At 40.5% G+C, this 15,416-nt stretch carries 24 protein-coding genes and 1 other RNA gene; 11 read left to right on the top strand and 14 right to left on the bottom strand.

Features of this window, described 5'->3' with window-relative positions; genetic code table 11:
* Nucleotides 1-1,103 precede the first annotated feature (1,103 nt).
* Both ACQ5DJ_RS23485 and ACQ5DJ_RS23490 read left to right on the top strand, forming a co-directional pair.
* A complete protein-coding gene (locus ACQ5DJ_RS23485; RefSeq protein WP_429844529.1) occupies nucleotides 1,104-1,457 on the top strand; it encodes a hypothetical protein in 354 nt (117 codons plus the stop codon).
* Between the two features lie 76 nt (nucleotides 1,458-1,533).
* A complete protein-coding gene (locus ACQ5DJ_RS23490; RefSeq protein ID WP_429844530.1) occupies nucleotides 1,534-1,830 on the top strand; it encodes a hypothetical protein in 297 nt (98 codons plus the stop codon).
* 404 nt (nucleotides 1,831-2,234) lie between these two features.
* Here the strand turns inward: ACQ5DJ_RS23490 and ACQ5DJ_RS23495 are convergent, their stop codons facing one another.
* A complete protein-coding gene (locus ACQ5DJ_RS23495) occupies nucleotides 2,235-3,149 on the bottom strand; it encodes a phosphoadenosine phosphosulfate reductase family protein (RefSeq protein WP_429844531.1) in 915 nt (304 codons plus the stop codon).
* Between the two features lie 339 nt (nucleotides 3,150-3,488).
* Between ACQ5DJ_RS23495 and ACQ5DJ_RS23500 the strand changes: the two genes are divergently transcribed.
* The gene (locus tag ACQ5DJ_RS23500; protein WP_429844532.1) at nucleotides 3,489-3,707 is read left to right on the top strand and encodes a hypothetical protein; all 219 of its coding nucleotides are present in this window, start codon (nucleotides 3,489-3,491) and stop codon (nucleotides 3,705-3,707) included.
* Between the two features lie 113 nt (nucleotides 3,708-3,820).
* On the opposite strand, the gene ACQ5DJ_RS23505 is transcribed toward ACQ5DJ_RS23500, so the two are convergent.
* The 11 genes from ACQ5DJ_RS23505 to ACQ5DJ_RS23555 all read right to left on the bottom strand — a co-directional run bounded on the left by ACQ5DJ_RS23505 (nucleotide 3,821) and on the right by ACQ5DJ_RS23555 (nucleotide 9,099).
* Entirely contained in the window at nucleotides 3,821-4,828 is a 1,008-nt protein-coding gene (locus tag ACQ5DJ_RS23505; protein WP_429844533.1) for a DnaD domain protein, read from the bottom strand.
* Nucleotides 4,829-4,846: 18 nt separating this feature from the next.
* On the bottom strand, nucleotides 4,847-5,209 hold the full coding sequence (locus ACQ5DJ_RS23510) for an HNH endonuclease (protein ID WP_429844534.1): 363 nt from the start codon (nucleotides 5,207-5,209) through the stop codon (nucleotides 4,847-4,849).
* Nucleotides 5,210-5,369: 160 nt separating this feature from the next.
* Entirely contained in the window at nucleotides 5,370-6,317 is a 948-nt protein-coding gene (locus ACQ5DJ_RS23515) for a recombinase RecT (protein ID WP_429844535.1), read from the bottom strand.
* Nucleotides 6,317-7,186: a YqaJ viral recombinase family protein gene (locus tag ACQ5DJ_RS23520; RefSeq protein WP_429844536.1), complete on the bottom strand. Its 870-nt coding sequence runs from the start codon at nucleotides 7,184-7,186 to the stop codon at nucleotides 6,317-6,319. The genes ACQ5DJ_RS23515 and ACQ5DJ_RS23520 overlap by 1 nt, the downstream gene beginning before the upstream one ends.
* Before the next feature lie 60 nt (nucleotides 7,187-7,246).
* A complete protein-coding gene (locus ACQ5DJ_RS23525) occupies nucleotides 7,247-7,465 on the bottom strand; it encodes a hypothetical protein (RefSeq protein WP_429844537.1) in 219 nt (72 codons plus the stop codon).
* Nucleotides 7,466-7,565: 100 nt separating this feature from the next.
* An RNA gene (locus ACQ5DJ_RS23530) (hammerhead ribozyme type II) lies at nucleotides 7,566-7,635 on the bottom strand.
* Nucleotides 7,634-7,858, bottom strand: coding sequence for a hypothetical protein (locus ACQ5DJ_RS23535; RefSeq protein WP_429844538.1), 225 nt, complete (start codon nucleotides 7,856-7,858; stop codon nucleotides 7,634-7,636). The genes ACQ5DJ_RS23530 and ACQ5DJ_RS23535 overlap by 2 nt, the downstream gene beginning before the upstream one ends.
* Entirely contained in the window at nucleotides 7,839-8,078 is a 240-nt protein-coding gene (locus ACQ5DJ_RS23540; protein WP_041749504.1) for a hypothetical protein, read from the bottom strand. Before ACQ5DJ_RS23540 ends, ACQ5DJ_RS23535 begins: the two co-directional genes overlap by 20 nt.
* 51 nt (nucleotides 8,079-8,129) lie before the next feature.
* A complete protein-coding gene (locus ACQ5DJ_RS23545) occupies nucleotides 8,130-8,282 on the bottom strand; it encodes a hypothetical protein (protein ID WP_429844539.1) in 153 nt (50 codons plus the stop codon).
* Complete coding sequence (locus ACQ5DJ_RS23550; protein ID WP_429844540.1) at nucleotides 8,279-8,470, bottom strand: hypothetical protein; 192 nt, start codon at nucleotides 8,468-8,470, stop codon at nucleotides 8,279-8,281. Before ACQ5DJ_RS23550 ends, ACQ5DJ_RS23545 begins: the two co-directional genes overlap by 4 nt.
* Nucleotides 8,467-9,099 carry a helix-turn-helix domain-containing protein gene (locus ACQ5DJ_RS23555; protein WP_429844541.1) on the bottom strand — a complete coding sequence of 211 codons (633 nt, stop codon included), beginning with the start codon at nucleotides 9,097-9,099 and terminating at the stop codon, nucleotides 8,467-8,469. Before ACQ5DJ_RS23555 ends, ACQ5DJ_RS23550 begins: the two co-directional genes overlap by 4 nt.
* Nucleotides 9,100-9,315: 216 nt before the next feature.
* Between ACQ5DJ_RS23555 and ACQ5DJ_RS23560 the strand changes: the two genes are divergently transcribed.
* Nucleotides 9,316-9,591: a hypothetical protein gene (locus tag ACQ5DJ_RS23560; RefSeq protein WP_429844542.1), complete on the top strand. Its 276-nt coding sequence runs from the start codon at nucleotides 9,316-9,318 to the stop codon at nucleotides 9,589-9,591.
* 325 nt (nucleotides 9,592-9,916) lie between these two features.
* Here the strand turns inward: ACQ5DJ_RS23560 and ACQ5DJ_RS23565 are convergent, their stop codons facing one another.
* Both ACQ5DJ_RS23565 and ACQ5DJ_RS23570 read right to left on the bottom strand, forming a co-directional pair.
* Complete coding sequence (locus ACQ5DJ_RS23565) at nucleotides 9,917-10,075, bottom strand: hypothetical protein (protein ID WP_429844543.1); 159 nt, start codon at nucleotides 10,073-10,075, stop codon at nucleotides 9,917-9,919.
* A 13-nt stretch (nucleotides 10,076-10,088) separates the two neighbouring features.
* A complete protein-coding gene (locus ACQ5DJ_RS23570; RefSeq protein ID WP_429844544.1) occupies nucleotides 10,089-10,343 on the bottom strand; it encodes a helix-turn-helix domain-containing protein in 255 nt (84 codons plus the stop codon).
* Between the two features lie 178 nt (nucleotides 10,344-10,521).
* On the opposite strand from ACQ5DJ_RS23570, the gene ACQ5DJ_RS23575 reads away from it, so the two are divergent.
* From ACQ5DJ_RS23575 to ACQ5DJ_RS23605, 7 genes are all read left to right on the top strand, one after another.
* A complete protein-coding gene (locus ACQ5DJ_RS23575; RefSeq protein ID WP_429844545.1) occupies nucleotides 10,522-10,917 on the top strand; it encodes a helix-turn-helix domain-containing protein in 396 nt (131 codons plus the stop codon).
* 65 nt (nucleotides 10,918-10,982) lie between these two features.
* Nucleotides 10,983-11,222 carry a DUF7660 family protein gene (locus ACQ5DJ_RS23580; RefSeq protein WP_429844546.1) on the top strand — a complete coding sequence of 80 codons (240 nt, stop codon included), beginning with the start codon at nucleotides 10,983-10,985 and terminating at the stop codon, nucleotides 11,220-11,222.
* A gap of 114 nt (nucleotides 11,223-11,336) precedes the next feature.
* Nucleotides 11,337-11,720 (top strand): DUF6979 family protein, encoded by a 384-nt coding sequence (locus tag ACQ5DJ_RS23585; protein WP_429844547.1) that lies wholly within the window; start codon nucleotides 11,337-11,339, stop codon nucleotides 11,718-11,720.
* Nucleotides 11,721-11,765: 45 nt separating this feature from the next.
* On the top strand, nucleotides 11,766-12,005 hold the full coding sequence (locus tag ACQ5DJ_RS23590; protein ID WP_429844548.1) for a DUF7660 family protein: 240 nt from the start codon (nucleotides 11,766-11,768) through the stop codon (nucleotides 12,003-12,005).
* A 360-nt stretch (nucleotides 12,006-12,365) separates the two neighbouring features.
* Entirely contained in the window at nucleotides 12,366-13,835 is a 1,470-nt protein-coding gene (locus ACQ5DJ_RS23595) for an AAA family ATPase (RefSeq protein WP_429844549.1), read from the top strand.
* Nucleotides 13,835-14,671, top strand: coding sequence for a DUF4435 domain-containing protein (locus ACQ5DJ_RS23600; RefSeq protein ID WP_429844550.1), 837 nt, complete (start codon nucleotides 13,835-13,837; stop codon nucleotides 14,669-14,671). Before ACQ5DJ_RS23595 ends, ACQ5DJ_RS23600 begins: the two co-directional genes overlap by 1 nt.
* 259 nt (nucleotides 14,672-14,930) lie before the next feature.
* Complete coding sequence (locus tag ACQ5DJ_RS23605) at nucleotides 14,931-15,410, top strand: ImmA/IrrE family metallo-endopeptidase (RefSeq protein WP_429844551.1); 480 nt, start codon at nucleotides 14,931-14,933, stop codon at nucleotides 15,408-15,410.
* Nucleotides 15,411-15,416: the final 6 nt, after the last annotated feature.

Genomic DNA, 15,416 nt, shown 5'->3' on the forward strand with positions numbered 1-15,416 from the left:
TATCGATAAACAACTTACAGTACACAGCAATTCCCCCGATTTCATATCAATTTATTTCCAATTGTAAACTGCTGATTTATTCGATACCACTTATCTCCCTACACATTGTGTTTAATGCTAAAAGCACCGCTTCTCCAGACTTGTTATAATTAAGGTAAATTATTGAGAGGACGACCACTCTTGCAATTTCATCACTTATCAACTGAAGTTAGGCAACGTTTTACAACAGATGAACCTCACCTTCAAAATGTAAAGTTCAGTGATTTCATAATTGATGGAAATTCTTTACATAAGCGACTTGAGAAATATGATTTAGTGCCCAGTCTAGGTGATGGTACTAAAGAGTACCGAGAGGAAATGATCAGTTATTTCTTACTTCAAAAGCCTCATCCACTGCTGTGGTACCGAGCACCAATCTTGGTTTGTCCGGAATGTGCTGATTTGGGATGTGGATTCATCTCGGCCAAACTTGATAGAAGAGACAACCTAGTAATTTGGAGTGATTTCTACAAGGATAACTATCAATTCAAAATTAATATTGGGCCATTCTTCTTTAGATGGGACCAATACTGTGAAGTCATTAAGTCTACACTGACGAATTAATGAAATGAGCAATTTGTTAAACTACAGTCTAAATGATTCTGAAAATTGGTGTTTTTATAGTTTCCTACAAATGTTAAGATGTATTTATTGGTAAAAATTACCTTTCGGAGGTGAATGATAATGCTGAAAAAAGCCCTTAAAATGATCGGCAAAGATAACTTTTGGAAACCTTGCGGAACAAAACCTGGGTGCATAAGAACCCCGCAAGGCTATTGTATCTGCCCGTAGTAGATGTAGCTAACCTCATGAAAGTTCCAAGAAGGCTGTCCAAAAGCCATGCATGTGGCAGAGGGATGGTCTTTTTCCTGTGATTTAACATAATTGAGCTTGTGTTAAGCTTGGATATTGATCTCTAGGCTAAGCAAAGCGATTCCTCCCGTTTAACAAATCGTGTGTTGTGTTTCACAAGAATACCTTAGATTTTCTGGGTCTTTAATGGTTGAAACCGACAACTTATTTCTGCGTACATTTAACTAGAAACAAATGAATGGAGAGATTCAGTGGATATTTCGAGCCTTCTTAAAATCCTTTTTCCAATAAGCGTCGTGTGTATCATCATGTTTTTGTTCTGGAAACAAGAAAGCTTGAAGAAAAACGGTACACAAACCACCACCCTTTGTTCTTTAAAGAGAAAAGAAATACAAATTGCCCGTAACGGTATCTCTCCTTCTATGAATACCTACCTGATGGTTTTTGAAGATAATATTGGCAACAAAATCGAAGTTGAGAGCCGTAACAAAAGAACTTTTAATACGTTATTTGAGGGTGACTATGGAGAACTCACTTACATTGACATCAAGCCGAACTATATAAATAATCAATTTGTTGATTTTTATAAGAAAAATAACTCTTAGCAAAATTACCGATGTGTTAAGGTAGCCTTCCTCTATCTGGAAATACTTTGTTACAATCAAGCTTGAGGTGATCCATTTGAAGAAGGTTGTTAAAGCAAAAATTAAATGGCTAACTGCGGAACAAGGTGGACGTTCGACTCCACTGGGATTCAGTTTTCGTTACTGCCCAATTGTCGAGTTTGAAACTCAAGATAAAACTGGTGATACCTGGAGCGCTGATATCATCTGGCATTCCGAGATTGGTACTGATCTAACTACCATTGCAGATTTCTCTTTCTTTTCTGAGGAAGCACCTTTTGAATTATTAACCCCAGGAAGTAAATTCAATTTATTTGAGGGTAGTAGGCATGTTGCTATCGGTTACCTACTTTAGGCGCTTAACAACTTAACTATTGTGTTAATATATTTGAATACTTCCAAAAAGTAGGTGTTCTGATGAACGATCTAAAATCATTGTTAACACAAGATCAAATTTCAGAAATCGAACTGTCTAGAGAGATGTGTATCGGAATGAGTGTAGATAGTAAACCAATTATTTGCTTTGAGATTCTCTCCAACATTCTTCACAACAAATTGTCCATACGAGATCTGTCCAAAGACGAAATCCTTACTGTGCTCACTCAGTTGAAAGGATACAAAGACTATTGGAAAGATGTTACGTGGTTCCAAAGCAGTAATATTGATCAGATATTCGTTGTCTTTAGGGAACTAGTTAAAAATAGTCTTCGTGAAGACAACCTAACTTGATCACAGTACACAATTTGATAAGTCTGCTCGCTACTCACACAAACCGTACTGACTCGAACAGACCGGGACATCTTCGAACTCTATTGCTTTGATCAAGTCGTATTGTTTGCCACCATAAGATGTCTTCGACCACTCCGTCCAGGTATCAATCCGAAACCACTCTCCATTGACTGGAGCAAAGAATGTAGCACTACCTCGTTTACTAGCGCTTGCAACAATATCCTCCCATTGCCTGATCCGTTCAATGACTGCTGGAAACCGCCTGGATATTTCAAACAGTTCGTCTTTAGCGCAGTTGATGCAAGGCATGCAGCCTACTCGTCCCATTCCTAACTTGTACAGTGGGTTTGGTTCGATTCCATGCTTTTTGTGAATTTCAAAGACTTGCTTAACATCCCATTCCAAGATCGGTCTATATAACTGCCATCCTTCTGGTGTTTCTTCCCGCATTGAATACTTAGCTCGTACACTACTTTCAGCAGCTCGCACCCCCACACAACTGACTACATGATTACCTTGTTCCATCAGCGGAAAATATACTTGCTGCTGAACCGGAAACACCTTCAGGAACTGGGTACAGAACTGAGCCATTCGGGAAGGAAATCTTCCTTTTACGATACAAAGATCGAGGAATGGGTTTCCCGTTGGTTCAAGTACAGACAATGCACTTTGGACAATATTTTCAGGAACGCCTTTTTCACGCCATTTCGTTTCTACATATTTGCGTTTTCGTTTGATCTGAGATGTGAAATCGGCTTTCACGCGGTGTATTGTACCGAGTTCTCTTTCGAGATAGTCCACGTATTGGTAAGTCAAATCGTGTTCATTGCCCGTGTCTGCGAATACTGGATAAACTTCCAACCCAAGTTCCTTCGATACATACAACCACATTGCCGTGCTATCTTTGCCGCCTGATAACGAGAGGACGTTGACCGTTTTAACCATTTGCTCCCCCTCCTTCCGCTGTGTTTATCTCCCTGAGAAATTTGTAAATAAACAAATTTCGTGATACATTTTTTGTAAAATACTGTATATAGGTGAGTATTATGAAAAAAATTACTTTGCATAAAATAGTTTCAATTGTAATCTGCTTGAATGGTCTTTATTTAATGATAACTAGCCTGGATTACGGTTTACTCGGTATCCTTTTTTTAGCTATTGGAATATGGAATGTTTTTACGTACTTTGGCAAAAGTAGTGTGTGATTTAACATAATGGAGCTTTTGTGCCCATCTTTTTTGTCCTTACTCCTCGTGGCATAATAATAACGAAGGAGTTGTTCACGTGGAAAAGTCGTTTTATTACTCGGTGTCTTGGTCCGAAGTTAGTTACTTGAAAGAAACATTGCAGTCTATAGAAATACCGTTTGCTATTGAACAGTCATCAGATAAACTGCAACTTGCTGCTGGAGAAGTTGCCTTTGTTTTTCCAGACATGCATGTAAGGGTTTATCGCCATATTCATGAGCTATTTGGCAGCCATGGGCGAGCTTATCCTAGATAATTCATTCGGTAAAACGCCCAGTCTGCCGTAACATTCAGTAGATAACCATGACTCCCAATCCTAACCTCGAAAGCTAATCACGTTTTGAAGTGCCTGCATTTTAAATCCCTCTTCTAGCTACCTGTTGTCCTTGAACGTCTCATGCGATCAAGCATTCCCATTAGTTCCGGGTCATCACGTAATAAACGCGGTGATTCCCGGGACTGGAACGCCCCTGCCCTTTCTTGCTCCATTTGCCACTGAACAGATGCCGGGAGACTGTCTACTCTTAATTTGCTATCTCTGATAGGTACAACCTTATGCGATTGCTGTTGTTGGAACTCCTGGTTAACCTTCTCTGCTTGTTCAGCAGTCCGCACCCCCTGAACGAACATCTTCTCAAGGGTCCCTTTTGCGTAATCCCAAGCCTTGCCTTTTTCTGCTGCATATCTCATTACCCAAGCCAACAAGTCCAACTGTACCCCGTCATCGAGATAGCTATGTAGTAACTGCATGATAGTTGGATTAGGGTCGAAGTTGAAATAATGCTTGTATTGATCAATTACGCTGTTGAAAACTTGCAGGTCCCTACCACCGACCACCACCACGCTTTTATGCTGTTCCTTGGAATCAGTAGTAGTGGTATCAGGGATCAGAGAATCAGGAATCAGTTTAAGGGAATCAGGAATCAGAGAATCAGCACGGCTTTTAGTAGGCTCGTCACTACCTAGGCACGGAATTTCCGAGGAAAGCCCTAGGCTGTTCTGAGGCTGGGCCTTACCTAGGTCAGTCACAGTCCCATGCTTGTACTTACCTTGTTCAGGCTTTGGTATTTTGCTTGTTGCTTCTCTATGATGAGGATTTTGATGGTCCTTAAACTTTGGAATACTGATGAAACGCTCTCCATCCACTTCGTACCTGAGGATAAAGCCAGCATCGTGTAGGTCCTTTAAGCACTGGTCTACCTCGACATTTTCATAAGGGAAAAGCTCACCCTTTATTCGCTTGGGCCGATCCTCTAAAAACCCCTCACGATCTGCTAAGCACCACAAACCAATAAACAATAATCTTGCATATGGGTTAAGATCAGAAAGGTCTTCGTTTTTAAAAAATCCTGGCTTGATGTTCCTTGCTCTAGCCACTTCCTTCAACTCCTCCCGCTATGATGCTCCTCCCTGATAGAAAGGAAGGAGAGTCTTTTGTTGGTATTCAATAAACGCTAAGCGACCCGCTCGCGTGTTATGAGCCTTCCAATGGCACGTACCTGACTGAGTAACTGGACCGCATGCCAGTGCAACGTTCCATGGCTCCCCAGTTCCTCCTTGGCTTCGGAAGATAATGTGGTGCCCTTCTAATGTCCATACTTGCTTAGAACTTTTCTTGCATAACACGCAGCACCCTTTATCCCGTTTCCAGACCTCTGCGAGTACCTGGGAAGTGATCTTCCCGCGATCCTTTTGTTTCTTCACTCGACGCTTGAATGTGGGTTTAGGGACGGCCCGTACCTCATTGAACATGCTCATGTTTTATCACCATGCCTTTGCGCAAATACTCTGTACTGCTTTATCTTGATTGGTGTCCATTCCGGATAGTTTCGTAGCATATATGCTTTTGCAAACCGTTTTAGCGTCTCAGGATCGTCATACAACCGGTACAAGTCCGGGAGTAAAAACCATCGCTCTATCATTGCTCCGCTGCCTCTTGCTCGGGTACTGCTTGACCGTCTTCTACTACTTTGTAATCAACATCGAAAATGTTGTCGGACTCAATTCCGTTATCTTTACGCAGCTTCAGAACGGCTTCATCAGTCGAAAGCTTCTCCTGCACTTCGATGCTGATCGGCATGTATTTCGCCATTTCCTTGATGCAGGTTTTCTTGCACATGCTTTCAAAGTGGTCTTTCCATGGTCCTACCAGCTTTCCATCTTTCTTGGCTGCGGAATGCGTCATGGCATGCTTGTGGCATTGCTCGGCCATCATCGTAACAAAATCGAAAGCGCCGTCTTTCAAGCGATATGCCGAGTAGTAACGAACTGGCTTTCCTTGTTCATTGGCACCCCTAGATTTAATGGCCCCGATAGCTTGTGCCATCATAATGTCCATGAAATCATCCTTACTCGGAGTGAAGTTCTCTAGATGGTGCAGCATATCAAAAGGAACATGGACTAGTCGTTTGTCCTCACCTTTGATGTAAATGAACAAGTCGTTTTCGTAGACCGTCTCAGCGTAAATCTTAGATACATCACCAGTTCGTCGAATCAAATCAATCTGTCCTTTATATCCAATCTGAAACTGGCATTCCATTTGCCCAGTACGATTGTTTTTGAACGGGACTAAATAGGCGTGTCCGATTAAATTAGGCTCCAGTCCCAACGTTGCGCAGTTCATAACAGCTCCCACAATAGATGCGGGTGTGCAATCAATAAGTGCTGGCGTCCTACTGATGGCTGTTAACGTAATTCGAGCTAAACGCTCAGGCGTCATGTGCTTAGGAACCAACGATCTAATAGCTTGAAAGTTGTCGGCAAGCTCTTTCTTGATCACTGCATTGAAGTTTTCAGCCTTTGTCATCGTGCGCTGAGCTAGCTTCCCTGCTATGTCCGACTGATTAACTTTCTTATCTTCAGCCATTACTCATCGCCTCCAATTACCCGAAATATTCGACCGCGCTTCCCAGACTTCCAGGTAAACCGAAGATCCACTTGAAAGTACGCTCTTTCGCTTGTTTGCATGTAGCCCTTAATCTGATTCTTTGCTGCTTTTTCTCGCTGTTCAGCTTGGGTTTTAGCCACTCTTGCTAGATGCAACTCTTGGATGATCGGGTATGCCTCCTCAGGTAGCTCAATCGAAGAGTCCGAAACAGATTCAGGAAATGCATCCTTTAGGTACTCAGTATCTTGATGTGAAAAGACTGGCGGAGCTTTTGCCACCACATGCTCTTCCCAGAATCCTTTTTCGATAGTAATCAGGTTCTTAATCAGCTCTTCATCTCGTTCGATTACCCGCCATTGAAAGTCCCAGCCTCCTATCAGAACGGCTATAAACCATCTATCTGCCCCAGTAACAGCCATGTAATGGTTGCATTGGAGAATGTACTCCGTTGGTGCCTGCGTACCAGACCAGTCATTCTTGCAATATTCAGATGTGTTCTTGCATTCCAAACCTGCATTCTGTCCAGGTAGCCAGCGATCAATGTTTGCTAGCATGAAGGGATGCTCCGGGTGCTGAAATATCGCATTTTGTCGCCATACTTTATATCCCGTATCCTCTGCAAACCAATCAGCAATAACAGGTTCCAGAAGTCGTCCTGCCTTCATTTTTGGATTGTCCTCTACTGGAGGAAGCGCTCCCTGTTTCTCTAGATAAACTGCCATCGGTGATTTGTAGCGACTTAATCCACATATCGCGGCAGCATCGGAACCACCAATTCCAAGACGTCGATGTTCCAGCCAGTCTTCATGCTGCATGTTTAGCGTATTCACCAAACGAATGGCTTGCATGCTCTGTCCCTCCCTCTTGTTTTTTAGAGGTAAACGCGTTACGCTAGAAACAACCAAGTTTTAGCCGTTTGACTCCGTTCCCGCGGGGTCTTTTTCTTTGTCCAACTCAACGTCATCTAATGTAGTCCAGTATTCTTCCCCTCTGAAATCTCGTACCTTGACATCCACTCCATGAAATTCTTCTTTTGCGTCAACGATGGTGACCTTGTGCTTCAGAGTCCCTGTTCTTTGGATCAAGTCCTCACGCTTCTTTACATTGACCGGCCTGCTCCAAACCACGTACACCCTCCTTTCCTTTTTGGATACGAGGTGCCGCGTCCCAACCTCTACGCGGCCGTTGCAGCACCCTTGACTGCGCCACGCTCTTTCTCCCTCGCTATGTAACCTGTCTCATCAGTGCCGGATGGTTATTCCCGGCAGACTGAGGCAATGTTGCCCCAGTTTCGACTATTTGAGTAAGCGCCTTGCCTGTTCTCTGATTCCATCAATGAAATCCTCAAAGTCCATTGTTGCTTTCCCATCAACTAATAGCTCCAGCTCCTCGATAACATCCCGTACTGTCCATTCAATTCCACTGTTATCGATATCAAATGCCAAAGTTTCTATCGAACGCTGCCTGCTCGATTCCGTTTTCTCTACATATTCTTGAAAATCAAGCACTGGTGCGCTCATACTTAATCTCCTCCTCTAATGCTGCGATCTCCCGTACACGCCACTCTATCTCATGGGCCAAATCACGTTTATGAACATCTAGTTCCTCACGAAGACGTTTCATTTGAACGTATTGCACATCTACCGCACGCCAATCATCATCAGCTTGTCGATATGCTTGTTCTGCATTTTCAAGTTCACGCTGCAACTCTGCTATTTGAGAAGCCACTGACTTTTTCAAAGGCTTGTCCTCCTCAACCAGGTATGGTACGCTTCGATTAGATTTGTTTTTCTAAGCCGTCCGTTCGCCGCGGGCGGTTTTCTCTTTTTCTGCCATTCGCTCTAATTCAACCATCTCGCCTAGAGTAATCACCTTACGTCCAACCGGGTGATCTCCGTCGCAAACCAATTCAACGACACCTTGAGCTGTTGTTAGTTCCTTCATTGTTTCACCTCCTTTAAATCTTCTTTAAAAAGAAGCAACCGTTCACGATAGTTTTCGTTTTGTTCGTCTGCTGTCGTGTATTGCTTTGCGACCTCCGGCATCTGAACTTCCGTCATAGTAGCGTCATATTGGTATGTTTTTTCGAGTACCTCGAGCATTCTCCGATTCCAGTCTTGATTTGATTTCATTGAGTCCGCCCTCCCGCAAATAACATTTCTTGTCGTTCGCGGCGCATTAACTCTCGTGGATCGGTTATGACTATCTCCAGGTCTCTTGCTTGTAGTAACCAGTTGTGTTGGTGAATGGCTGGATCAATACCGTAGCGTTCATCCATCAAGATATGTACGTCATCACACGCCTGGAATAGGTCTTCAATCTGCTTACCTGCTTCCTTCAAGAGCCTTTCTTCATCTGTCGATAACGAATCCCATGGTCGCCTTTTACGCTCCCATTCAATCAATGCCTGAGCTTCATGGATTACATCCTGGCATTGTTTGATGAGGTTATATAAAGTAGCTGTAAAATTGACCATCAAGCGCGGGTCCGTTGGTGGGGGAGCATCCCCGAACAGATGTTTAATCATCCGCACCGATCGGTGATTCCCGCATTCCTTCACGAACGCTTCAGCATCCTCTCGGGATGGTGTGGCTCGGCCATTAATAACATCCGAAACCCAGCGTGCCGATCTTCCCAACCTCTTCCCAAGTGATTCGTACGTCAGTTGTTCGCCTGTACGCTGATTCTGATAAGCATATTCGCAGATGTCATGTATCCGTGAGCGAGAGTACAGTGAAACCATTGTGCTGCTGTTCCCCATCTGTTCTCCTCTTTTCTATTTGGTTTTCGAATTACAATGAAACTGTGCTCATCTTTCACACTTCCCCTTGGTTGCTTACCTTGGGGATTTTCTTTTAGACCGATACAAGAATTAATTGGTAGGGATTTCCATAACAAATGTCGAATCTGTTTGTCGGAAGAACGTGCACTTTGACGATTAAAGTTCTTCTGATTCTTTTGCAGAGGAGGTGACATCATGGATTTGGACAAGTTCGTTTCTGTTCTTGAAGAAAAAATCTTCCCTTTGTACGAACAAAAGTTTGTAGACAATCAGAGAGAGCTTCTTGAATTACTTCATAGCCAAGGACTTGAAAAAGACCAGATTATCGCCGGATTGATACAAGGAATGTCCCAAACATCCTTCCGTCTTGCGACTAAGCTTTCATTTGTATTGGTCTATTCGCTTCTGGCTCAGTCAGAAGAGGAAGACATTTCAGATGTAATGAAGAAAGTTGAACAGATGCTACATTAGTTTCTTTGAAGGCCCTGTTTAGCTGCTTGAGCTATAGAATGCGATAAGTCACCAGTGCTAAATAGGGCTGGAGTTTTCTTTAATGTGGGATATATCTCTTTCTGCATGATCTGGAGGAAGTACGCTATGGTTATAGGCATTGTTCTCACCTCGCTTTCATCACACAACTGCATGCAGCGTCGAGTCTTGGCAGTGACCCCACCTTGACCTTGTTATCACCCTTACCTGGTGAGATGGTGGAATGTATTATGGCTCGGCTCATATCTTCGCTCGCTCCCGCTCTTCGGCGCTCTATGCAGTTGTGTGAGGGTCGTCCAGCACTCCTTTAGGCTGTTTCCTCTTTCTTTACTGGTTGATCAGTATCAGTGACTTCCTTTGGTTCTGCTGGTTTTGACTTAAGCAAAACCTCTAAAGCATGGACCATTCGTTTCATATCAGGTGCGAACTCACGATGGAATTCGATCCCTTTAGGTGGTTTGATCATTGTTGGCCTCCTTTCAGGCTGGTTGTTGATCATTTTCACAACTTGAAGATTCTTCAAGTTCATACTCTGAAAAATACTCTTTGGCAAGCACTTCAGGCTTTACCCCCAGTATTGATGCCATTTTGGGTAAGTGATAACTAGGAAGAACAAAGTGGCCACACTTAATCTTAGAATACCAGCCAGGTGTCTTATCCATCTTGTCTGTAAGTTCCTTTACAGTGAGCTTTTTCTTCTTACGATACTTTTCTAGTACATTTGCATTTGCCATATTTTTATTTTCACCACCAAATTTGAAGTAACTTCAAGTTATTGAATTCAGAATACATGAAGTAACTTCAATAAGTCAACAAAAACTTGAAATTCTTTCAAATTTATTTTGAAGATTATTCAACTATCGTATAATGGTTACTATAGTTACTATCGTTACTAGGACGTGGGGTGATTTTATGTCGTTTGGTCAAAGATTAAAACAAGCAAGAAAAGAGGCAAAAAAGACGCAAGATCAAGTTGCTAAGATTCTTGGTCTTGATTACTCCACTATCTCAAAATATGAAAACAACCATTCTCAGCCTGACAACGAAACCCTAACAAAGTTAGCTGACTATTTTGGTGTATCTGTTGATTACCTTCTTGGTCGCACTGCTGATTTCTTTGTCAAAGAGAGAGATACTCATTATATTGTTGAGGTTAAGAACCCCTCCCCTACCGATAACAAGGAAAAAGGACTTTCAGAATTTGAAAACCTCTTTTTCTACGAGCTGGATAAATTGAGCGAGGAAGATAAACAGAAGGCTTTAGAGCATGTGAGGTACTTGAGGTATTTGGCGGAGCAGGAGAAATGACAACGAGACACGGTAAGCTAAACGCTGCGTGTCTTTGCTTTTATAAGGGAGGAGTATTCTAAAAAATGGACCTTTTTGAGAAACGAGAGAATGTTGATTCAAAAGATGAACTCATTCAATTTTTAAAGGCATTGAGAAACGACCTTCAAGTGAACCCTAAGGAATGGGAAAACCTATCGCTCTCTGACTTTTTAGAGGCAATGGAATCCTGGATGGAAGATACAATAGATATGGGGTATCTGTCAGATCAGCCTGAGTGGAAATCACTCGCTACCATATTATACATGGGGAAGATTTATGAGTAGACTTTTTTAGAGCATGTAAGGTACCTGAGGTATATTGCGGAGCAATAGAAATGACAACGAGACGAGCTAATCAATAGCCGTCTCTTTTTTATTAGAGATCAGGAGGCATAATTTATGGGTAAATACGGTGAAACTGCACTACTGGCAGTTAAACTGATTGAATCAAAGCAAGCTGCTACTCCACGAGAAGCCTGGAAGAAGGCGTCTGCCGAAATATTTAGCGCGGGATCAAGCAAGGATAAAGATTGTCCTCGGAGTACATTCCTAGGGCTTTGTGAAGAGGACTTGGTACGTGGAATAACACGTGGCAAGTATACAACATCTCTTAAAAGTAAATCGTATGCGATTCAGGGTGTTGAGTTGTTAAAACAAGACCCCTCCTTTACAAAAAGCCCCCTATCTTTGTGGAAAGCCATCTGTGCAGATAAAGTGTACAATAGTCAAATGGATGTTGTAATATCACTGTGGGAAAATAATTACATTGTGAAGAAACGCTAAACGTTGAGTATCTTCGCATTTATACAGAAGGAGAAATCTTAAAGTATGAACCTTTTTGAGAAGTGCAATAAAGTTGATTCAAAAGATGATCTCATTCAATTTATTAAGGTATTAAGACACGATCTTCAAGATAACCCCGATGAATGGGAGAACCTATCTCTCGATCACTTTTTGGAGTCAATAGAAGCCTGGATGGAAGATACAAAGGATAGAGGATATTTACCAGTTCAGCCCGAGTGGAAGTCACTCGCTGCTATTCTATACATGGGGAAGATTTATGAGTAGGCTTTATTACGGCATGTAAGGTATTTGGAGTATCTGGCGGAGCAGGATAATAAGAAATGACAACAGACACCAATTAGCATGTTTCTCTTTATCTATTAATTAAGTTCAGTTGAGTACGAGGATTTTTATTCTAACTCCTGTGCGAAGAATATTTAACTGACCTCGTTTCTTGTTGTTCTATTTGTATTAATTAATGAGTGAAATTGTAAAGAAACCTTTCGATTATCTACGATTATTACTGCGTTGGTGTAAACTTTGTCAATTTTAATTTATTGTAGGGATTTAACAGCAAAATATAACCCAAATTTAGGTAATAAGATATATAATAAAATTTACCAATAACCTTAGGGAGGAAGTCAGTTGATAAAAGAGGTTAAAATTACTAATCTATTTGGCGAGAAAGACAATGTGAAAAGTATTTCCTTTGACAACCAACTAACACTATTAGTTGGTATGAATGGATCTGGAAAAACAACTGTGTTAAATATTATAAATGCTATCATTACAAAAAGTTTTATGAAATTATTTGACTACGATTTTGAAACTGTAGCCTTAGATAGCGATGAAGGAAAAATATTAGTACATAAAGAATCCGACAAAATATTAATAGGACGGCTTGATATTCGTAATGTTCTGAAACACTTTCCGTCACTCAAGATTTCAAGTGAAGCAATAAAAAAGATTATTAAAAACTTAGAAAATGGAAATTATGATTTTATTACAGACATAAGTAACAAAAAAATAGAAGATGATTTTAATGAATTAATTTCAAGAACAGTATTAGTCCTTAATAAGAAAAGTGCTGAGAAGGAATTAGAAAGAAAAATCGATTTATTTTTTTATGAAGTAAGTTCCCTGTACTTCCCAACCTATCGTCGACTAGAGACGGATTTTCTTGAATTACTTTGGGAGCCATTACTTAAGATAAATAGAGGATTAGATCATTTACCTCGTCATATTGTAGAGGATGTTTTAATTGCAAGAATGGGTGGTTCAATAATTGGTATATCTAATAAAGATATAAAAACCGTAGTTCTTAAAAAATGGGGAGAAGTCACTCAAATTGAAAAGGAAAAACTAAACTCACTAGTTAAAAACTTCTTGTTCTCTCTACTTGATGTACCAAGTATTCAAAGAAACGTAATAGCTCTTAACGAGTTTGATCGCCAGAAATTTATAATAATTTTAGAAGAAGTATTTCAACGTACTGGTTTAATAGATGATACGGATCGCAATTCTCTCAAAGCCATTTCTAATTATGCTGATAATGTGAGTTGGGCCAAAGATTATTTAAATGGAATCCCCTCCGAAAAGCGGCCTACGAAGCAATCTAGAAGACAATCTGAAAAAATGGATATAGATTCTGTAGATTCTGTTAATAAATACATACGAATAACTGAGTCCCTTGATAGACTTAACGGTTTTGTACAAATGTATCATGATGTTACTTCTGAAATTGATAAATTTAAAGCCCCGTTTTTAAATATTACCCAAAACTTGAGCCGTTTTATTAAAAAGGAAATTGAAATTAAAGATGGACAGATAACCTTTCTTAAAGACGAAGAAAGGCTATATTATGAAGATTTATCTGCTGGTGAAAAACAGTTGGTTGCCTTGTTTGTTTATACACGGCTTGCACTAACTCCGGGATCGATCGTTATTATAGACGAGCCAGAACTCTCATTGCACATAAGTTGGCAACGTAAGTTTATCCGTTCTCTAGTTTCTGAACAAGAAGGTACTCAATTTATTATTTCAACACATTCCCCCTTCATAATCTCCAACTATCGCGATAATGTACGAGAACTCGGTCCGGAGGACGACGAATAATGACAGACTTTTATTTGACTATAGAAGAGAAAATTAACACTACACTATTGGAGAAGCATCCTATCCCTGCTTTAATAGTCGAAGGTTCGACAGACATTCAAGTATATGGTCATTTGTTGAAGAAAAGTGAAGTGAATTGGGAATTGATGGATTTTGTGGTTGGTAACTGTAAGAATGACATAGAGAAAAATATGCAAGCAGGCCTCCCTTTTAGATATATTGCAATTCTAGATTCAGACTTCGAACGATATAAGGATGAATTGATAACTGACAATGAAAATCTTATTTATACTCACTACTACAACATGGAAAACTATTTAACATGTAAGGAAGTTATTGATAGTACTATAGAGGACCTTAGATTGGTAAACAGCCCTCAGATCTCCTCTGAAAAGATTATACATGACGCAATTGATTCAATAAGTCCAATCATTATAGGTAGCCTAATTAAAATTGATAACGATTGGAATTTCCCTCTGGAATCTTATGGCATTGAACATAAAGAGTGGTGGGATAATGATGTTAACCAAGTAAATGCTGAAAAATTAAAATGTTTTATTACTAATAAAGGAGTGTGTTTAACTGATGAAATCTGGATAAAAGGTGCAACCCTTCTTAGCCAAATTAGAGACACTGAAAGAATCGATTTGATTCTAAACGGCAAACAAAAGATCGATGCAGTTTATCATCAATTTAAAAAGACTTTTCCGCATATTATGAGCTGTAGGAACAAAAAAGTATTTAAGTTCGATTTGTGCAAAAATATCCATAATTCAAAAAGTACTTTGGAATTGATTACCGAGATTGACTCGAAGGTATCGACTCTCTTACAGTGAATCAAGAAGAACGTTAACTAAAATGGGTTAACGTTCTTTTCTTATTATGCAAGACTTCTCATAAAATCCCTAATTAGACTTAATTTCTAAACCTAAAAGCTTCATTTGCTGTTCCCCCTCTTACTCCCTGCGGTCTTTACCTGATGACTTAATAAACAGAATTTTCTTCCAGTAATTATACATAGTTTGTCACTAGTAGTAACCGATAAAAAATGGTAAGATTATGAAATGAGAACAAACGTTCCTAGGAGGTTTTTTATTGAAATTGCCCTACTCTCCTACTCCACTCGAAATTTGGATAAGTCAATTTTACAAACGGCTAGGGATAAACACACCTGACGAACTAGATGAACATCGTATAGCAAGATCACTAGGCATCCATCTCTTTTACAAAGAAATCCCATCAATGGCATATGAGTTTGGCCGCTTCAAAAGTATAACGATAGACACACGACTCCCTTCACTTATGCAAAGGGAGCATTTTTATCATGAGCTTTGTCATATTCTCCGTCATTCCGGACGCCAACTAATGATGCCGGCTGCCTTTCGTGAGCTACAGGAATGGGATGCTAGGAATTTTACGAGGTATGCTGCATTGCCACTCCATATGATTACCGGATATGATTTCAACCAGCCCGATATCTTAGACATTTTATCGGATCGGTTTAAAGTGACACCACAACTATGCGTAGAGCGATTACAGAAAATACACGATAAATTAAAACTTGCTGTAATCTAACTTTCC

The sequence above is a fragment of the Brevibacillus sp. FIR094 genome (assembly GCF_050477165.1).
Taxonomy (GTDB): domain Bacteria; phylum Bacillota; class Bacilli; order Brevibacillales; family Brevibacillaceae; genus Brevibacillus.

Bases quoted from the DNA above. Each gene is read 5' to 3' on its own strand.
- ACQ5DJ_RS23495 (WP_429844531.1), bottom strand. From the start codon at position 3,149: ATGGTTAAAACGGTCAACGTCCTCTCGTTATCAGGCGGCAAAGATAGC.
- ACQ5DJ_RS23510 (WP_429844534.1), bottom strand. From the start codon at position 5,209: ATGAGCATGTTCAATGAGGTACGGGCCGTCCCTAAACCCACATTCAAG.
- ACQ5DJ_RS23515 (WP_429844535.1), bottom strand. From the start codon at position 6,317: ATGGCTGAAGATAAGAAAGTTAATCAGTCGGACATAGCAGGGAAGCTA.
- ACQ5DJ_RS23520 (WP_429844536.1), bottom strand. From the start codon at position 7,186: ATGCAAGCCATTCGTTTGGTGAATACGCTAAACATGCAGCATGAAGAC.
- ACQ5DJ_RS23535 (WP_429844538.1), bottom strand. From the start codon at position 7,858: ATGAGCGCACCAGTGCTTGATTTTCAAGAATATGTAGAGAAAACGGAA.
- ACQ5DJ_RS23545 (WP_429844539.1), bottom strand. From the start codon at position 8,282: ATGAAGGAACTAACAACAGCTCAAGGTGTCGTTGAATTGGTTTGCGAC.
- ACQ5DJ_RS23550 (WP_429844540.1), bottom strand. From the start codon at position 8,470: ATGAAATCAAATCAAGACTGGAATCGGAGAATGCTCGAGGTACTCGAA.
- ACQ5DJ_RS23555 (WP_429844541.1), bottom strand. From the start codon at position 9,099: ATGGGGAACAGCAGCACAATGGTTTCACTGTACTCTCGCTCACGGATA.
- ACQ5DJ_RS23560 (WP_429844542.1), top strand. From the start codon at position 9,316: ATGGATTTGGACAAGTTCGTTTCTGTTCTTGAAGAAAAAATCTTCCCT.
- ACQ5DJ_RS23565 (WP_429844543.1), bottom strand. From the start codon at position 10,075: ATGATCAAACCACCTAAAGGGATCGAATTCCATCGTGAGTTCGCACCT.
- ACQ5DJ_RS23570 (WP_429844544.1), bottom strand. From the start codon at position 10,343: ATGGCAAATGCAAATGTACTAGAAAAGTATCGTAAGAAGAAAAAGCTC.
- ACQ5DJ_RS23575 (WP_429844545.1), top strand. From the start codon at position 10,522: ATGTCGTTTGGTCAAAGATTAAAACAAGCAAGAAAAGAGGCAAAAAAG.
- ACQ5DJ_RS23580 (WP_429844546.1), top strand. From the start codon at position 10,983: ATGGACCTTTTTGAGAAACGAGAGAATGTTGATTCAAAAGATGAACTC.
- ACQ5DJ_RS23585 (WP_429844547.1), top strand. From the start codon at position 11,337: ATGGGTAAATACGGTGAAACTGCACTACTGGCAGTTAAACTGATTGAA.
- ACQ5DJ_RS23590 (WP_429844548.1), top strand. From the start codon at position 11,766: ATGAACCTTTTTGAGAAGTGCAATAAAGTTGATTCAAAAGATGATCTC.
- ACQ5DJ_RS23600 (WP_429844550.1), top strand. From the start codon at position 13,835: ATGACAGACTTTTATTTGACTATAGAAGAGAAAATTAACACTACACTA.